At 59.6% G+C, this 17014-nt stretch carries 21 protein-coding genes and 1 pseudogene; 11 read left to right on the top strand and 11 right to left on the bottom strand.

The features are described 5' to 3' along the window. Window positions 1–476, top strand: a 476-nt coding sequence (gene fliD / locus ACFSAG_RS08135; protein ID WP_381513319.1) for a flagellar filament capping protein FliD, incomplete at its 5' end; no start/stop codon positions are given. A gap of 3 nt (window positions 477–479) precedes the next feature. Further along, the gene (locus ACFSAG_RS08130; RefSeq protein WP_381513317.1) at window positions 480–872 is read left to right on the top strand and encodes a flagellar export chaperone FliS; all 393 of its coding nucleotides are present in this window, start codon (window positions 480–482) and stop codon (window positions 870–872) included. Here ACFSAG_RS08130 and ACFSAG_RS08125 read toward each other — a convergent pair. The 3 genes from ACFSAG_RS08125 to mgtE are packed head-to-tail and all read right to left on the bottom strand — an operon-like array spanning window position 869 to window position 3508. Beyond that, the gene (locus tag ACFSAG_RS08125) at window positions 869–1609 is read right to left on the bottom strand and encodes a CPBP family intramembrane glutamic endopeptidase (protein WP_381513314.1); all 741 of its coding nucleotides are present in this window, start codon (window positions 1607–1609) and stop codon (window positions 869–871) included. The genes ACFSAG_RS08130 and ACFSAG_RS08125 overlap by 4 nt on opposite strands. A gap of 60 nt (window positions 1610–1669) precedes the next feature. Continuing rightward, entirely contained in the window at window positions 1670–2074 is a 405-nt protein-coding gene (locus ACFSAG_RS08120; RefSeq protein ID WP_381513311.1) for a DUF1489 family protein, read from the bottom strand. Between the two features lie 24 nt (window positions 2075–2098). Beyond that, the gene (gene mgtE, locus ACFSAG_RS08115; protein WP_374614962.1) at window positions 2099–3508 is read right to left on the bottom strand and encodes a magnesium transporter; all 1410 of its coding nucleotides are present in this window, start codon (window positions 3506–3508) and stop codon (window positions 2099–2101) included. A 124-nt stretch (window positions 3509–3632) separates the two neighbouring features. Here mgtE and ACFSAG_RS08110 point away from each other — a divergent pair, with 124 nt between their 5' ends. Continuing rightward, window positions 3633–4079 (top strand): peptidylprolyl isomerase, encoded by a 447-nt coding sequence (locus ACFSAG_RS08110; protein ID WP_374614961.1) that lies wholly within the window; start codon window positions 3633–3635, stop codon window positions 4077–4079. A 4-nt stretch (window positions 4080–4083) separates the two neighbouring features. On the opposite strand, the gene ACFSAG_RS08105 is transcribed toward ACFSAG_RS08110, so the two are convergent. The 3 genes from ACFSAG_RS08105 to pdxH are packed head-to-tail and all read right to left on the bottom strand — an operon-like array spanning window position 4084 to window position 6484. Further along, window positions 4084–4935 (bottom strand): PhzF family phenazine biosynthesis protein, encoded by an 852-nt coding sequence (locus ACFSAG_RS08105; protein ID WP_381513308.1) that lies wholly within the window; start codon window positions 4933–4935, stop codon window positions 4084–4086. Continuing rightward, window positions 4916–5881, bottom strand: coding sequence for a cation diffusion facilitator family transporter (locus ACFSAG_RS08100; protein ID WP_381513306.1), 966 nt, complete (start codon window positions 5879–5881; stop codon window positions 4916–4918). Before ACFSAG_RS08100 ends, ACFSAG_RS08105 begins: the two co-directional genes overlap by 20 nt. Before the next feature lie 6 nt (window positions 5882–5887). Beyond that, on the bottom strand, window positions 5888–6484 hold the full coding sequence (gene pdxH / locus ACFSAG_RS08095; protein WP_381513303.1) for a pyridoxamine 5'-phosphate oxidase: 597 nt from the start codon (window positions 6482–6484) through the stop codon (window positions 5888–5890). Window positions 6485–6531: 47 nt separating this feature from the next. Here pdxH and ACFSAG_RS08090 point away from each other — a divergent pair, with 47 nt between their 5' ends. From ACFSAG_RS08090 to aroC, 7 genes are read left to right on the top strand one after another with little or no spacing between them, the layout of a single operon-like run. Further along, entirely contained in the window at window positions 6532–6996 is a 465-nt protein-coding gene (locus tag ACFSAG_RS08090; protein ID WP_381513301.1) for an ABA4-like family protein, read from the top strand. A gap of 55 nt (window positions 6997–7051) precedes the next feature. Continuing rightward, a complete protein-coding gene (locus ACFSAG_RS08085; protein ID WP_381513299.1) occupies window positions 7052–7978 on the top strand; it encodes a DnaJ C-terminal domain-containing protein in 927 nt (308 codons plus the stop codon). Then, window positions 7971–8945 carry a YihY/virulence factor BrkB family protein gene (locus ACFSAG_RS08080; RefSeq protein WP_381513296.1) on the top strand — a complete coding sequence of 325 codons (975 nt, stop codon included), beginning with the start codon at window positions 7971–7973 and terminating at the stop codon, window positions 8943–8945. Before ACFSAG_RS08085 ends, ACFSAG_RS08080 begins: the two co-directional genes overlap by 8 nt. Continuing rightward, window positions 8942–9769 carry an enoyl-ACP reductase FabI gene (gene fabI / locus ACFSAG_RS08075; protein WP_381513293.1) on the top strand — a complete coding sequence of 276 codons (828 nt, stop codon included), beginning with the start codon at window positions 8942–8944 and terminating at the stop codon, window positions 9767–9769. The genes ACFSAG_RS08080 and fabI overlap by 4 nt, the downstream gene beginning before the upstream one ends. Before the next feature lie 19 nt (window positions 9770–9788). After that, entirely contained in the window at window positions 9789–10115 is a 327-nt protein-coding gene (locus ACFSAG_RS08070) for a hypothetical protein (RefSeq protein WP_381513290.1), read from the top strand. Further along, window positions 10112–10630 (top strand): GNAT family N-acetyltransferase, encoded by a 519-nt coding sequence (locus tag ACFSAG_RS08065; RefSeq protein ID WP_381513287.1) that lies wholly within the window; start codon window positions 10112–10114, stop codon window positions 10628–10630. The genes ACFSAG_RS08070 and ACFSAG_RS08065 overlap by 4 nt, the downstream gene beginning before the upstream one ends. 1 nt (window position 10631) lies before the next feature. Continuing rightward, window positions 10632–11699 (top strand): chorismate synthase, encoded by a 1068-nt coding sequence (aroC, locus tag ACFSAG_RS08060; RefSeq protein ID WP_374614951.1) that lies wholly within the window; start codon window positions 10632–10634, stop codon window positions 11697–11699. Between the two features lie 5 nt (window positions 11700–11704). On the opposite strand, the gene ACFSAG_RS08055 is transcribed toward aroC, so the two are convergent. Beyond that, entirely contained in the window at window positions 11705–12379 is a 675-nt protein-coding gene (locus ACFSAG_RS08055; protein ID WP_381513284.1) for a DUF2490 domain-containing protein, read from the bottom strand. A 139-nt stretch (window positions 12380–12518) separates the two neighbouring features. Here ACFSAG_RS08055 and ACFSAG_RS08050 point away from each other — a divergent pair, with 139 nt between their 5' ends. Beyond that, window positions 12519–12896, top strand: a complete 378-nt coding sequence (locus ACFSAG_RS08050; protein ID WP_381513282.1) for a septal ring lytic transglycosylase RlpA family protein — start codon at window positions 12519–12521, stop codon at window positions 12894–12896. On the opposite strand, the gene ACFSAG_RS08045 is transcribed toward ACFSAG_RS08050, so the two are convergent. From ACFSAG_RS08045 to ACFSAG_RS08030, 4 genes and pseudogenes are all read right to left on the bottom strand, one after another. Beyond that, window positions 12897–14279 carry a PAS domain-containing protein gene (locus ACFSAG_RS08045; RefSeq protein ID WP_381513280.1) on the bottom strand — a complete coding sequence of 461 codons (1383 nt, stop codon included), beginning with the start codon at window positions 14277–14279 and terminating at the stop codon, window positions 12897–12899. A 98-nt stretch (window positions 14280–14377) separates the two neighbouring features. Beyond that, window positions 14378–15115: a sigma-70 family RNA polymerase sigma factor gene (locus tag ACFSAG_RS08040; RefSeq protein WP_374614946.1), complete on the bottom strand. Its 738-nt coding sequence runs from the start codon at window positions 15113–15115 to the stop codon at window positions 14378–14380. Window positions 15116–15421: 306 nt separating this feature from the next. Beyond that, window positions 15422–16204, bottom strand: a pseudogene (locus tag ACFSAG_RS08035) (FHIPEP family type III secretion protein); the annotation flags it as partial. Then, window positions 16201–16998 (bottom strand): lytic transglycosylase domain-containing protein, encoded by a 798-nt coding sequence (locus ACFSAG_RS08030; protein ID WP_381513277.1) that lies wholly within the window; start codon window positions 16996–16998, stop codon window positions 16201–16203. The gene ACFSAG_RS08030 and the pseudogene ACFSAG_RS08035, both read right to left, overlap by 4 nt. Window positions 16999–17014 lie beyond the last annotated feature (16 nt).

The following is a 17014-nucleotide window of genomic DNA, read 5'->3' as shown; positions in this document are numbered from 1 at the left end:
CATCTCTTCGGTCTCCTATTGCGAGCTCTAAACGCTCAGGTGACCGGCGCAAAACCGTTACAAGTCCAAGCCTCTCCGATATCGGCATAAAGACCGACCGGAACGGTATGCTCTCCCTCGACAGGGGAAAGCTTGATGCGGCCTTGGCGAGCGATCCGGACGCGGTCGAGGCGCTGTTCAATCCCCCGCGCAGCGCGTCTGCCACCGCAACTACCGATCCGGGGCTCGCTACCGCGCTCGATGAAATTCGCGACGCCGCAATTGCCCCGGGCGGCTTGATTGAGGCGCTGGGCAAATCGCTGCAAAGCGAGGCAAGTCAACTGGCGAAAAACCGGGAGCGCATGGAAGCGCGCGAGGATGCCTATAAAGCCCGCCTGGAGAAACAATATGCGACGCTAGAGGCGCGATTGAGCGCGTTCAAGGCAACGCAGGCCTATCTCGAACAACAGGTCAAAATCTGGTCGGGCGGCGATTGATCCATGCTCGATCGCAATTACAGCCGAGCCAGCGCCCATTACCGTTCGCTCGCGCTCGCCAGCCAGACGGAGAGCGCCAATCCGCATGCCCTTGTGGCGATGCTATATGATGAACTGCTTTTGTGTATCGATGTGCTGACCCTGCGCGCGGGCAAGGTCTCCGCATTAGGCGATGACGAACAGGCCCACAGGGTGCGCAGCATCATCCTTGCGCTCCGCGCCGGGCTGGATTTCGAACAAGGCAGCGATCTGGCGCACCGGCTTGATGGTCTTTACGATGCGCTGGCCAGCGAATTTGAGGAGCAGCTGGCATCGCCCGATCCTTTGCGTTTCGGGGAATTGCGCGCTGGCGTGCAATCGCTGGCCAGCGCGTGGAGCGCCATCGCCGACCGCTAAGTCAGCAGCAGCGCCGCAGCGTTGTTCACCATATGCGCAACGATGTTGACCCGCAGCGATCCGGTCTTGTGGTACAGGATACCGAAAACCGCACCCATCGCCATCAGCGCGGGAAACGCGTGATAATCCATATGGACTGCGCCGAAAATTGCCGAGGCCCCCAGGATTGCAGCCCATGCCGGTAACTGTTTTGCAAGCGCGTTCTGCACAAGCCCGCGAAACAGGATTTCCTCCAGCAAGGGGGCGATACCCGCGATCGCAACAAACAGCATGACCGTGTTCAAAGGCGTGTCGGGCAGGGCTTCGAACATCTTTCGAAGCGCTTCCTGCACCTTGATATCGGGGATGATATAGGTGGCGTAGAGATGGTTGAAAGCAAGGCCTGCAGCAATCAGCCCAATCGCCAATCCGATGGTCTGCAAAAGATTGACGCGGCTCCAACGCAGCAGTCCGATCCGCGCTGCACGGCCCTCCTTGCGCAAATGGAGCCACAAAAGCCCGAGCATGACGAGGCTCGACGCCACCAGTGAGAGAATTGTCGGCACCGCGACGAAACTGGGATCCTTGGCCAGTGCCATTGGATCGCGGCCGCTATCGTCCATGCCGATGGCCATACCCAAGGCCATCACACCTGCGACGACCTGCAACAGCAGGAAGATCACCACCCACCCCAGCGCCCCCAATATGGTGGGGAATTTGTGATCGGGATGGCTGGCGTTATGCACGTCTTCGGTCATTCGTCCCCCGTCGCTTCAATAGGCTTCGCCATGGCTAAGCGAGCGTCGGGGCAAAAGCAATCACACCAGGCCCATTTTCATGAGGTCGCCGAGCATCTTGGGTGGCATTTCATCGCGGCCATCCGCTCCCTCCCCGCCAAGGTCGGGCGGCGCATCCTTATCTTCCAGATAGCGCCAGCCCTGATGCGCGCGTTTGGGGATGGAGCGCACCGGGATCAGTTCAGGGCGGAGCCTGATCCATGTTCGTCCCTGACCATTGTCCATGAAACCGAGTATCGGGCTGCGGCCAACAAGGGTATGGTTCAGAATCCAGTAAAGCGATCCGCCCACCATTTCCTCATGCCGCTTGGGTAAATAGCGCGTAGTCAAACGAACTTCCCCAGCCGCCGCATAGCTCTCCAGACGCTGGCGCAGATGCGCAGGGCTTTCGGCGCCAAAGGCGATTTTGGTCATATGGAGCGGCATGGCGGCTATTTGGGGGTGCGGTAATCAGCCCGCAAGACCGGCAAACACCGCAAGCCCAAGAAAGATCAGAAAGCCCATGGAGTCGGTGATCATGGTCACGAAAATGGAGCTTGAAACCGCGGGATCCTGATCGAGACGGTCAAGAAATACCGGAATGGCAACACCTGAAAGCCCGGCAATCAGGATGTTGAAAAGGATCGCCGCTGCAATCACGCCGCCCAGTGTCCAGTTGGTGAACACCAATCCCGCACCCAGCCCCGCGATTACCGCAACCGTGGCACCGATGAGCACAGCGACACGCACCTCGCGCCAGATTGAACGCACCGTGTTTGATTGGGTCAGCTGGTTGGTCGCCAGCGCGCGCACGGTCACCGCCAGCGTCTGCGTGCCGGCATTGCCGCCGATCGAAGCGACGATCGGCATCAGGATCGCCAGCGCGACCATGGTTTCGATGGCCGCGCCAAATTGCGCGATGATGAAACTTGCGACCATTGCCGTGCCCAGATTGGCAATCAGCCAGCGGACACGCGCCTTATAGCTGTCGGCGATTGGCTCGTTGATGTCGCCCTCGCCTGCACCCGACAGGCGCAAGATATCCTCACCCGCCTCTTCCTGGACGATGTGGACCACATCGTCCGCGGTGATCACACCCACCAGCCGCCCGGCATCGTCGACCACGGCCGCCGAAATCAGTGCATATTTCTGGAAGCGCAGTGCCACCTCTTCCTGGTCCATATCGACCGGGATCAGCGTCTGTTCGCGCTTCATCACGTCGGAAATCGAAATGTTGCGCGGCGTGCGCATGATCCAGCTCAACTGGCAGGTGCCAATCGGGCGATGCGCGGGATCGACGACGAAGATTTCCCAGAATTCGGTTGTCAGATCCTGGTTTTCGCGCAAATAATCGATCAACTGGCCGACAGTGATATGCTCTGGCACCGCGACCAGTTCGCGCTGCATGATACGACCGGCGGATTCTTCGGGATAGGAAAGCGCATCCTCGATGACAGCGCGGTCTTCGGGATCGAGTTCGGCAAGGACAGCCTGCTGCTCGTCCTCCTCCATATCCTCGATCATAGCGACCGCGTCGTCGGTCTCCATCTGCTCGGCAAGGTCGGCGATCTGCGCGGCGGGCAGCGCATCGACGATATCGTCGCGCACCCAATCATTGATTTCCGCGAGCACGTCGGCGCTGAGCAAATCGCCCAAGGCAATGGCGAGCGCAGCGCGATCCTCACGCGGGGTCAATTCGAACAGGTCGGCAATGTCGGCAGCGTGCAGCGGCTGGGCGAGGCGATAGGCCTCTTCGCGATTGCCAGCTTCGACTGCATCGAGAACCTGATCGACAAAGTCGGCTTTCAGCCGATTATCCTCGTCGAGCGTGCCGTCGATTGTTTCAACCGGGGGGAAATCAGGATCGGCTTCGGCAGTCATCGTCCCCCCTTTGCTGCAGATTGTTACGACCGCGCCCCTCCTACGCCGACCAAGAGAAAATGCAATTTACTTTTGCCCGGGCTGGCCTATTGCGAGCGCAAAGTTCAACAAAAGGATTCCCCCGATGGCCGAAACCCTCACCATGCACCTTTCGACCGGCGACGTCGTGATCAAGCTGCGCCCTGACCTTGCCCCCAACCATGTCGCGCGCATTGTCGAGCTGGCGCAGGAAGGCTTTTACGACGGCGTCAAATTTCACCGCGTGATCGACGGCTTCATGGCGCAGGGTGGTTGCCCGAACGGCACCGGCACCGGTGGTTCTTCAAAGCCGAACCTGAAGCAGGAATTCAACGACGAGCCGCACGTCCGTGGCGCATGCTCGATGGCGCGCACGATGGATCCGAACAGCGCAAACAGCCAGTTCTTCATCGTTTTCGACGATGCGACCTTCCTTGATCGCCAATACACTGTCTGGGGTAATGTGATCGAAGGCATGGAAAATGTGGACGCGCTGCCCAAGGGCGAGCCGCCGCGCGAACCCGGCGTGATCAACTCGATTACGGTCGCCTAAAGCATCAAATCCAGAAGGTGCCATCCACGACGGTGACACAGTCACCGCCGACATGGATGGCATCTTCCTCTATCCGCACACGGACATTGCCATCGCGGCCCACTTGCCGCCCTTGGCTAGCGACATATTCGCTTCCCGCCGAAACCTGCTGTGCCTTGAGGCGATAGGCAGCAACCGCGCCATTGCCGCTGCCGCAGACAGGGTCCTCGGCTATCCCGTCAGCCGGGGCAAAACTGCGCACCACGATGCCGCCATCGGGTTTTTCGGCATAAACCGTCATGCCGGTTGTCGATTGCGCGCGATCATAGTCAGCTAGGATCTGCAGATCGGGCTGCAGTTGCTCCACCGTTTCCGCAGAAGCCAATTCGGCAATCACCCAACGCGGGCCGACATTGACGATTTGGGGTGCACCCTTGATCGCACCTTCGCCCAAAGCGGCGGCCAGCTGGCTAGCCTCGGGTGCTTCTTCATAGGCATAGCGCGGCAGGCGGAAGGAAAGGCCTGTACCCGCCACGCTGACCTCAACCAAACCCACGGCACATTGCTGGACAACCTTGCCATTCTTGGGCATCGCCAAACCGGCTTCGATCACCGCATGCGCCGTGCCCAGGGTAGGATGCCCGGCAAAGGGCAGCTCGCTTTTCGGGGTGAATATCCGCACCGAATAGTCTGCTGAAGCATCCGTCGCCGGAGAGACAAAGGTCGTTTCAGACAGGTTGGTCCAGTTGGCGATCGCCTGCATCTGCTCCGCCGACAAACCTTGCGCATCGAGGATGACCGCCACCGGATTACCCTTCAACGCCACAGCGGTGAAAACATCGACCTGCTTGAAAGGTCTAGGGTTGGCGGTGCTCATGTTCGTCGTCCTGATGCTCGATCGTTTCGCTCGGAATATAGCCCAGCTCGTCCTTATGCCCTTCCGGATCGGGGTGGATCAGCACCTCAACCCCCGGAAATTCACGCATCAGTTCGGCCTCGATCTCGTCCATCACCTCATGCGCCTTCAGCACGGTCATGTTTGGATCGACCCAGACATGGAACTGGCAGAAATCGTGCGCGCCCGCCGAGCGCGTGCGCATGTCGTGGATGCCCTTCAGTTCCGGGTGGCGCATGGCGACTTCGATGAAACGCTGTCTTTTTTCGAGCGGCCACTCCTTATCGAGCAACTGGTCGAGTGCGAGGCTGGCTGCGCGCCAGGCGCCCCAGAGCAACCACAACGTAATCGCAATGCCGAAAAGCGGGTCTGCACCGCGCACATTGAGCATGGCATCCAGCGCCAGTGCGACAATCACTGCAATGTTGAGCAGCAGATCGCCCTGATAGTGCAAATGATCACCATGGATGGCGACCGATCCGGTCTTTTTGATGACATGGCGTTGGTAAGCGAGCAACGCGAGCGTCGCGACAATCGCAACCAGTGATACGCCAATACCCATTTCGGGATGCTCGGTCGGCGCGCCGCTGCCAAGACGATCGATGGCACGCCAGCCGATGAACAATGCCGAAACCGTCACCAGCATGACCTGCACCAGTGCCGAAAGCGCCTCCGCCTTGCCGTGGCCAAAGCGATGGTCGTCGTCCGCTGGCATGGCGGCGTAGCGGACACTGAACAATGTCAGCAGCGAAGCGAGCAGGTCAAAGCCGGTGTCCGCAAGCGAGCCCAGCAGCGCGACCGATCCGGTTTCAATCGCAGCCCAGCTTTTGAGAACGGTCAGGAAAAGCGCCATTGCCACACTTGCCAGCGCGGCCTTGGAGGTCATCGAACCATGTTCGTGATGATGGTGGTCGTGCGATTGGCCCATGGCGCGTCAGGGATACAGCATGAAGCTGCGCCAGCCATCGCCGTCGCGTTCAAAAACCCAGCGTTCGTGCAGGCGGAATTCACGGTCCTGCCAGAACTCAATGCGCTTGGGTGTCACGATATTGCCGGTCCAATGCGGCGGGCGGGGCACATCCTGCCCTTCGAAGCGCGCCTTCACTTCGGCAAAGCGCGCTTCAAATGTCGCGCGGCTATCGAGCGGACGCGATTGATCAGACGCCCATGCACCCAATTGGGAATCGCGCGCGCGGCTCGCAAAATAGGCATCGGCGGTTGCATCGCTGACCTGGCTGATCGGCCCTTCGATGCGCACCTGTCGGCGCAGCGATTTCCAGTGAAAGAGCAAGGCAACATTGGGGTTTGCCGAAAGCTCTCCACCTTTGCGGCTTTCGAGGTTGGTATAAAAGATGAACCCGCCTTTGCCGTCGGCATCGGGGCCATGTCCTTTGAGCAGCACCATGCGCACCGACGGGTGACCGGCGGCATCGGCGGTGGCGAGCGCCATCGCATTGCCATCGTTGATTTCAGTGGTACGCGCCTCTTTGAACCAGGCATCGAAAAGGGAATAGGGATCTTGGCTTTCCATATCGTCCCGATAGGCTAGACTGGCCGTACAAGGAAGGGGGGACTGCCATGCAAATTCCGTGGGAAAGCATTTTTGAGGTCACGAACATCTATGCGATGCTCTGCTGGCTGGGTCTACTCTTTGCGCCAAGGCGCGAACAGGCGTTGCCCCTGCTGTTCATGGCGGGGTGCGGACTTCTGGCGTTGACCTATGCGGTGCTGATTGTCGGACTTATGAGCGGCATGTTTGATGCAGACGGTCCACGCTCGCAGGATTTCAGCTCGCTAGCCGGAGTCATGGCGCTGTTTGACAGCAAGGGTGGCGCTACCATCGGCTGGATCCACTATCTCGCCTTTGACCTGTTCGTCGGTATTTGGGCAGCGCGCAACGCCGACCGTCGCGGCATAGCGCGCTGGATGCAGATATTGGTTTTACCGTTCATCTTCCTGCTCGGCCCCTTGGGGCTGGTGCTTTACCTTGGCTTGCGCACATTTGCCGGAAAAAGCGTCGAAAATGGCATCGCACCGAGTTGACTCATGGCGCTGTAATGCCAATCTAATACAGGGACGCAAATAAACAGGGACCATAATGGCCGATCCATATTCCATATTGGGCGTATCGAAGGGCGCAGACGAAAAGGCGATCAAGAGCGCCTATCGCAAGCTCGCCAAGGAGCTGCACCCGGACAGGAACCAGGACAACCCGAAGGCAGCCGAGCGCTTTGCCGAAATCACGCACGCCTATGACCTGCTGTCAGACGCGCAAAAGCGCGGCCAATATGATCGCGGCGAGATTGATGAAAACGGCCAACCACGCTCGCCCTTTGGCGCCGGCTTTGGCGGAGGCAGCCCTTTCAGCGGCGGCGGTGCTCGTCCCGGCCAGGGCGGCTTCGAATTTGGCGGCGGTATCGATCTTGGCGACATATTTGACGGCCTGTTCGGGGGCGGCGCCGGTGCGCGCCCTGGCGGACCGCGTCCGCAACCAGGACCGCCACCCAAAGGTGCGAACATCGCATATGAGCATCTGGTTTCATTCACCGATGCCGCCAAGCTCGAGCCGCAGCGCATCACTTTGCGCGATGGCAAGACGGTCGAGTTCAAGCTGCCGCCCGGCGTGGTCAGCGGGCAGCAGATCCGCATCCCCGGCAAGGGTCAGACCGGGCCGGGTGGTAATGGCGATGCGATGGTGACGCTGAAACTTGGCAAGCACCCTTTTTACGATCGTGACGGCGACAATATCCGCCTCGACCTGCCCATCAGCCTGAAAGAGGCGATTGCGGGAGCGAAGGTAAAGGTGCCGACAATCGATGGTCCAGTTATGCTCAGCGTGCCAGCAGGGGCCCAGTCGGGAACCACGATGCGTATCAAGGGCCGCGGCTTTGCCAAGAAAGGCGGCGAGCGCGGGGACCAACTCGTAACCCTGCAAATCCGACTGCCTTCGGACTTGGGCAAACTTGCCGCACTGGCCGAGGCACTTCCCGACGATCCCAGCCTGCGCGCCGAACTTGGTGTCTGAGCACTCACCCCTCTCGCCCGAGGCGCGCGCGCACGATCCGCGCCCGCACACCGAAAGCGAAGAGGAGTGGTTTCACCATCTTGATCCCTATCACCGCGCGAAAGAGGTGATCCGCCGCGTCGTGGTCGGGGTGTATACCGAAGGCTTCGTCAATGCGGGCAATTTTGCCTATCTGTCGATCGTCACGCTTTTCGCTTTCTGCATAGTGGCGGCTGCGATCGCGGGCAGCCTTGGCCAGACCGAATCTGGTCTGGCGCTGATCGACGCCTTTTTCCGGACAGTTCCCGGCAGTGTCGAAGCCGCGCTGGAAGAGCCTGTCCATGCCGCAATGTCCGCCCGTTCCGGCCCGCTGCTCTGGCTAAGCGCCGCGGTCAGCCTTTGGACCACGACCAGCCTGATTGAGACGATACGCGACGTCCTTCACCGCGCCTATGGCACTCAGCCGGAACGCTGGTTCTGGCAATATCGGCTCGGCAGCTTTGCCGTCATCGTTGCTGCTGTCATTCTCGCCATGACCGCCTTTTCGGCCCAGGTGTTGGTCGTCGCAATCGAGGATCTGGTCTATCGCTATATCCCTGCGGCAGAGCGTGCGGCCGGATATTTCGCATGGGGCCGGATCATTCCGTTCGCCGTGTTATTCTTGGCAATCTATACAATCTATCGTGGCCTCACCCCACGCAAATACCGCGACAACCTCTATCCCAAATGGCCCGGTGCGGTGCTGGTCAGCATCTGGTGGGTCGGCTGCACGATGGTTCTGCCCTGGTTCGTTTCGACCGTCAGCAATTACGACCTGACCTATGGCAGCCTTGCCGGCATCATGATCGCCTTGATTTTCTTTTACTTGATCGGTTTGGGCATGGTAACCGGGGCGCAGTTGAACGCTGCACTGGCCAACGCCACCGAAATTGGCCTAAAGGGCGCCAAGCACAAAAGTACAGACAATCAGGAGTTCGTCCAAAAATGACCGGATTGATGGCAGGGAAACGTGGCCTCATCATGGGCCTCGCCAATGACAAGTCGCTCGCTTGGGGCATCGCGCAGCGGCTGAAGGCCGAGGGTGCCGAGCTGGCGATCAGCTATCAGGGTGAAGTGATGGAAAAGCGCGTCCGCCCGCTGGCCGAGCAACTGGGATGCGATTTCCTGATCGATTGCGACGTTTCCGACATGGCCAATCTTGACGCCGCTTTTGAAAAGCTGGCTGCGCGCTGGCCGACGATCGACTTTGTCGTCCACGCCATCGGCTTCACCAACAAAGAGGCGCTGCGCGGCAAATATTTTGACGTCACGCTCGACGACTTCCTGATGACGATGAATATCAGCGTCTACAGCTTCACCGCCGTCGCGAAGCGCGCCGCGGCGATGATGACGCCATTCGACCCCGAAACCGGCAAAGGCGGCGGATCGATGCTGACGCTCAGCTATTATGGCGCCGAAAAGGTCGTGCCGCACTATAATGTGATGGGCGTTGCCAAGGCCGCGCTTGAGGCCAGCGTGAAATATCTCGCCAATGATGTCGGCCCCGATGGCATCCGCGTGAATGCAATCTCCGCAGGCCCGATCAAGACGCTGGCAGCGTCGGGCATCGGCGATTTCCGTTATATCCTCAAATGGAACGAATATAATTCGCCGCTGCGCCGCAATGTCACCATCGATGATGTTGGCGCATCGGCGCTGTACTTCCTGTCGGATCTTTCGGCAGGGGTTACCGGCGAAACCCACCATGTCGATGCAGGCTATCACACGGTCGGTATGAAGCAGGAGGATGCTCCTGATATCGCGCTCGGCTGATTAGGAAAGCGAGGAGGGGATGTTCGAGGGACATAGCAATGAACTGGTCCTCCTCCTCATAGGGTGCGCAGCTTTGGTCGGGCTGTACGGCTATCTGCACGCCAAGCGTTTTTGGGAGGGGTTGCCGCCGCTTCTAGATGGCTTTGCATCCGCATCGGGTTTCCTGCTGGTAATCGCTGCATTCGTTTTCGGCGGGCGTTTCGGCGGAGCATATGACCACCCCCATGCTGGGCGCGTGCTCGCGGTTGCGGGCGCAGTTATCATCTATCGCGCGTTGCGCACCTGGATCGGCAAGGAACAGGTGAAATATCGCAAGGTCAGGGTGAAACCACCCGAAGACGCATGATCCTTCGCGCGCTGGAAAATTCCGAATTCGATATGGTCGATGCCGTCCATCGTGCTGCCTTTGCCAGCACATCCTTCGGCTATCAGGGCGAGGCCGAACTGGTACGCGCCATCCACGCCGATGGCGATGCTCTGGTTTCGCTGGTGGCTGAAGTGAATGGACGGATTGTTGGCCATGCCCTTTTCAGCATAATGGATGTTGAAGCCGATGGCGGCCCACTTAAAGCCGCAGGCCTTGCCCCTGTCGGCGTGCTGCCCGAGATGCACGGCACGGGGATCGGCTCGGCATTGATCGTGCGCGGGCTCGAATTGCTACGTGCCAGCGGCACCCAGATCAGCTTCGTACTCGGCCATCCCGACTATTATCCACGTTTTGGCTATAGCGCCCAAGTCGCCAGCCCCTTTGCCTCGCCCTATTCCGGGCCGCATTTCATGGCGCTTTTGCTGGACAAAGGCGTGCAACTTCCCGAAAGCGGCCGCGCACGCTATGCTCCCGCTTTCGGGACCGAGAGGTAAGATGAGTTTCAACACGTTCGGCCATGTTTTCCGTTTCACCACCTGGGGGGAAAGCCACGGGCCGGCATTGGGCGCTGTTGTCGATGGCTGCCCGCCGGGAATTGCGCTGTCCGAAGCAGACATCCAGCCTTTCCTCGACAAGCGCCGCCCGGGCACCAGCAAGTTCACCACGCAGCGGCAGGAGCCGGACCAGGTCCGTATCCTTTCAGGCCTGTTCGAAGGCCGGACCACCGGCACCCCGATCAGCCTGATGATCGAGAATGTCGACCAGCGTTCAAAGGATTATTCGGAAGTCGCGAAGGCCTATCGCCCCGGCCATGCCGATTACAGCTATGACGCCAAATATGGCTTTCGCGATTATCGCGGTGGCGGACGCAGCTCGGCGCGTGAAACCGCCGCGCGGGTCGCCGCAGGGGCCGTGGCGCGCGCCGTCATCCCCGAGGTCGAGATACTCGCCTATGTCGTCGAGATTGGCGGCGATGCAATCGATCGCGCGAATTTCGAGAAAAGCCAGATCAACAAGAATCCGTTCTTCTGCCCCGATGAGGCCGCAGCAGGTCGCTGGGAAAAGCTGGTCGACGAAGCGCGCAAGGCTGGGTCTTCGCTCGGTGCCGTTGTCGAATGTGTTGCCACCGGCGTTCCACCCGGCTGGGGCGCGCCGCTTTATGCAAAGCTTGATAGCGAGCTTGCAGCCGCAATGATGGGCATAAACGCGGTCAAAGCAGTTGAGATCGGCGCAGGTTTTGAAGCGGCCCGTTTGCGCGGTGAGGAAAATGCCGATCCGATGCGCCCGGGCACCAACCAGCCGCTGTTCCTTGCGAACAATGCCGGCGGCATTGCAGGCGGCATTTCGACCGGCCAGCCAGTCGTCTGCCGGGTCGGGTTCAAGCCGACTAGTTCGATCCTGACCCCTGTCGACACCGTCACCCGCGAAGGTGAAGCGACCGAAATCGTCACCAAGGGCCGGCACGATCCGTGCGTCGGCATTCGTGGTGCACCGGTTGTCGAGGCGATGATGGCGCTGGTACTGGCCGACCAGAAACTGTTGCACCGCGCCCAGTGCGGCTGAAAAACTCAATAATGGGCTTCGAGCGTTAGCCCCAATATATGGTCGTTGCGTAAGGGTGCGCCCGAGCGGTTGACGAGCTGCCACGTATAACCCGGCATGATCGCGAAATGCTCGCCCAAATCGAAATGCACGGCTGCCCCGGCCCGGTTCGCGGTAAAGCCGCTGGCTTGTCCGAAATCGGTATCGTTGAGCGCGAAGATTGCCTCTTCACTCAATTGCAGTTCGATATCGCCCTTGGAATCCAATGGCTGGCGCAAACGTGCGCGCGGCCGGAAACGCAGGCCCACATCATCGCTACCGGTGACGCCGAAGACTTCTTCAAGTTGCACCCGGCCATCGACATGCGGCAGCAGTTTGACCGCGATGCTTTGCGCAAGACGATGCTGGAACAGGTCACTGCCGCCATCGACGACGGTGGTGACATGGGCATAGTTCAATGTCAGGCTGACATCGTCATTGAGCGCATGGGTATAGCCAAGACGAAGGAATCGCTGTCCGATCTCGAATGAATCGGGTCTCGAACGCAGGATCAGGTTGGCCGACAACGTATCGTCTTCATCCAGCTTCACGTCGCCCGTCAGCGTCAGCCATTGCTGCCGCGTTGCCTCTGCCTGCGCGGGTTGCGCAACAACAGCAAAAGCTGAAAACAGGATAGGAAGGCAAAACCAGCGGAGAGGCATTGGGTTGCGCCTAGCGAAGCCTATTCGACTTGCCAATCCTAGAACCGAACGTCTCACCTTTTGACCGGAACAACGCTGCCATATGGACAGGCAAGGCACATTCGTTCAGGGCATTTGGTGGACAGGAAATTGGTCGGCCATGAAAACACAGCGATATCTGCTGCTTACCGCACTTTTAGCAACGCCATTGGCGGCACAGGGCATAGCCGAGATCGACATGGGTTCCGGACATGCCAGCTATTACAGCAACGAACTTGCCGGTCGACGCACGGCAAGCGGCGAGCCTTTCAACCCTGCCGACATGACCGCAGCTCATCGAACGGCTGCATTCGGCACTCGGATAAAGGTTACCCATCTGGGTAACGGCCGTGAAGTCATCGTGCGGGTTAACGATCGCGGGCCGTGGGGCCGCGGTCGGATTATCGACCTATCCTATGCCGCTGCCAAGGAACTGGGCATGCACCGCAGCGGCACAGCACAGGTAAGGCTGACCCTCGTCCCCGAAAGTACCGAGTAATCAGACGACGGTTTTGGCAAGCACCTTATCGGTAAGGCCGGCATCGTCCACCGAACCGACAATCGCAACCTGCCCGTCGGCATCGCGCCGCGCAACGAGCACAACGAATTCCTCGCTGCCAAAGGCAAATTCGGCAAGATCGCGGGCTCGTGCAGACCGCAGACGCAGACGCGGATCGATAGCGACTTGTTTGACATGCTCGCCTTTTTCAACCTTGCGCGCACGGCGTTCAGCCTGGACCACGCCTTTGAGGCCGCCGCCATGCTTTGCCAACAGGTCGGCCAATTGCCCCTGCGGAACAGCATTGCGATGGGCATAATCGAGCGCGGCGGCAAATTCAGTGAGGCGCGTCTTATCGTAGCCTGATCCGAAAATCAGCTTGACGATCGGCGTCATCGGCGCGCGTTCCTGCACCGTTATGCCATTGTCAGCCAACAATTCTTCATAGTCTGCGGGATGGCGCTGCGCCGCCAGAGAGAAGTCATATGCACGGCCAATGGCGCGATACAGCGTCTCACGGCTGCGCGCATCGGCATCGCGCGCCACATCGGCGATATCGCGCGCGCTTTGCAGCCAGTCGGCAAGGCTCGAGCGATCATCGGGCTCGGCAAATGAAATTTCGACCGGTGCAATGGCTTCATCGGCAAAGCTCGCGTCCAAAACGAGTTCGTCGTCCGACAGATCGGCAAAGTCGCCCAGATGGGCATCGTCCGGCGAAGGGCCATCGGCCCAGACAGGTACATGATCCTTGCGAACCGGCACCGCTGCAAGCGCGGCTTCCACCTCGGCCATCAGCGGCTCTGTCACCTCTGCTGGAGCGCCCTCTTTCCAGTTGATCACGCCATAGATGAAATCGATGGTGTCATCGTCCGACGAATAGGGCAGCAAGATTCCGCGATACATGATGTTGGCTCCGCGTTCGTTGACGAACTCGGCTTCGAAACCAATAGGCGCACGGTTGGCGATAATCTGCAGATAATGGTCGGTAATGCGCGACAGCAGCGAGCGCGGCGGCACCTGGTCGAGATATCCGATATCCTCGGTCAAGCCGCATTCGTTGCGCAGCGCCGTTCCAAGATATTGGATCGACGGGTTTTCAACGCCCGAAGTGAAATCCAGCAGCACTGAATATTCGCGAAAATCTTCGACAGCATCCGGATCGAGATCTTCGATATTCGGATAATTGCCCTCACCCAGTTGCGACGTCCAGAAATTGTAGGCGCGCACCTGCATGCGGCGTTCGTCGCCGGAAATCACCGGCGGCGGTTCGATTGCCGCGTCTTCCTGCTCTTCGAAACTTGCATAAGCGGGTGCTTCGGAATCGAAATGGCCATAGCCGCCATGACTCTCCCCATATGGCTCAAATCCGCGCAAATTATCCATAATAAGATCCCATGGTCAGGATAAAACCTGTTGCATCGGTAATCTCTATGCACTGAGATGGTTAATATGCCGTTATCGCCTATCGCCGCGTAAATACGTCAGACATGCTCCGCCAACTGGCCCCGCAATTTGTACAAAGCGGCCTTTTTGATTTGGCAGACACGAGGCGCCCCAATTCCCAATACGGCACCGATTTCATGCAGGTTCAGCTCTTCGACGAAGAAGAGTTGCAGAACCATCGCTTCGCGCTCCGACAATTGCGACAGTTGCTGGGTGAGCAATGCGCTCATCTGCGTGCGTTCGATACGTGCATCAGCGGCTTCACTACTGTCGGCGAACCAAGGATCATGATCGGAATAATGATCATCGATGCTCATCTGTTCGATCGCCTGCGCGCTGCTTTCCAGTGCCAGATAGTCGGCGGTCGACATATCCAGCGCCGCTGCCATTTCGTGGCTGTCCGGGCTGCGCAGATTTTGCTGCTCCAGCTGGTTGCGCGTTTCCGCAATCCGGCGGCGCGCTGCCATCGCGGAGCGACTGACCTTGGCATCGCGGCGCAACTGGTCGATCATCGCCCCTCGGACCCGCATCGATGCATAAGTCGAAAAGGCATGCCCGCGATCCTCATAGCCGCGTGCCGCTTCTATCAAAGCAATCAGGCCGGTCTGGATCAGGTCTTCCAGTTCGACCGAGGCGGAGACCCGCGAATGCACGTGCCAGGCAATACGCCGCACCATGGCCGTATGGCGCTCGATCAACTGATCCGCGTTTGCACCTTCATAGGGGTTCCGCGCCTTTGTTACCGGCCCGAATTTATCTGGGGGGAAATGCAGCATCGTTTATTGGTCCTTTGCATTTGGATCGGGAAGCGCCAGCGAGGGATCGGTTGTCGCTCCTCCGACCGTGGCGATGATTTCGACCGACTTGCCGTCGGGGATTTCCAGGAAAGAGAGCACCGCCACGTCGGAAAACTGGCCGCGAAGCAGGCGTGCCATTGCAGGCCGGCAGAGCGGGGAGACGATGACGGCAAAGCTGCGCGCCGCGAGCAATTGCGGCTCTACTGCGTCGGCAATCGCAGCGACGATCTTGCGCGAAAGCTCGGGTTCGATCGGCCAGGTCGCTTCGGGTGCAGCGCGGACGGATTGGTTGACGATTGCAGCAGCGGCAATCGAAAGCAGCAGGGCCGGTATCTGCGCCACCAGCGCATCGCCGATGGCAAGCGTGATATAGATGCGCCCTGCATCCGCCAATGAAAGCCCATGGCTTAGAACACCGAGGATGAGGCCGCCGACAATGTTGACAAAAAGGATCAGCAGGCCAGCGACCGCATCGCCTTTCACGAATTTGGAGGCGCCATCCATCGAGCCGTAAAAATCGGCCTCGGTCGCAACCTCCTGCCGCCGTGCCTTGGCTTCATCGGCGGTCAGCAACCCGGCGTTGAGATCGGCGTCGATTGCCATCTGCTTGCCGGGCAGCGCATCGAGCGTGAAACGCGCCGAGACTTCGGACACGCGCCCTGCACCTTTGGTGATGACGACCAGGTTGATGATCATCAGCACGGCGAAAACGAACAACCCGACAATATAATCGCCACCGATCAGGAATGCGCCGAACGCCTCGATCACATGACCAGCCGCAGCTGAGCCTTGATGCCCGTCGACCAGCACGACGCGGGTAGAGGCGACGTTCAGCGCCAGCCGGAACAAGGTCGCCAGCAGCAGCACGGTCGGAAACGCGGAAAAATCGAGCGGTCGTGCCGCCGACAGAGCGACCATCAGAACGGCCAGGCTGATCATGATATTGGCGATGAAACCGGCATCGAGAACCGTCGCGGGAACCGGAACGATCATCAGAAGTACGAGGGCGAGGATCGCGGTCGGCAGTGCTGCCCCGCTTGCCAGGGATTTCCAGACCGGCCTTGTCATGCGGCTGTTCCACCCAAGGTCGAAAGCCGCGCATAGGCATCACGCGCAAATTCGAGCGAAAGCTTCTGCGGCATCGGTTCGAACGGGCGCAGTTCCATCGGCCCCGTCTTTTGCGCAATGGTTATCGCACGGCTTTGACGGGTCGTTGCGGCGGCCAAGACTGGATTGCCTTGCTCGAGCTTCGCCGCAAACTGGTTGCGGATTTCATCGAGGCTGCGTTGCTTTCCGCCTTCCTCGAAGAAGACCGCACGGTTGGCAGCAGCGGCTTTCGGAAATAGCGGAGCGGCGGCTTGTGATGGATCGACAGCCCAGGCTTTCAGGAACGAAGCCGCGCCTGACGCGCCAAGAAAGTGCGCGAGATAGAGATCAACCTGCTCCGCCGGTCGGCCAAGCGCTGCGCCGAGATGATCGTTGTTATCAGCCGCCAGTTCCGCCGCCATGAGCGCGGCGGTCTGTGGGTTGTTGCGCAGATCGAGGATCATCTCGCGCATGCTGGCATCGGCCACACGATATGTTCCTTTGCCATTGGACATGATCGCATCGCTCGCCCAGCCAAGGCCGTGATCGCCGCCATGGCGTTTCAATGTCGCAAGCCAGGTCTGGGTGGTGAATTGGTAGAGGCCGGTCGCACTCGAGGTTGCGGCGCGCGCATCGGCGCGAAAGCCGCTTTCGATGCGGGCCTGGTCGAGCAGGAAATCGAAAGCGACCCCGGTTTGCCGGGAAGCATGTTCGATCGCCTGCCAGATGGGCGGCGCTATCGGTTGTGTGGCTTTGTTGGTCACAGACTGGGTCATGCCTGACCATCAGCAA

Source organism: Sphingorhabdus buctiana (assembly GCF_042680825.1).
Lineage (GTDB): Bacteria > Pseudomonadota > Alphaproteobacteria > Sphingomonadales > Sphingomonadaceae > Sphingorhabdus_B > Sphingorhabdus_B buctiana.
This window is presented reverse-complemented; position numbering and strand designations above follow the sequence as displayed.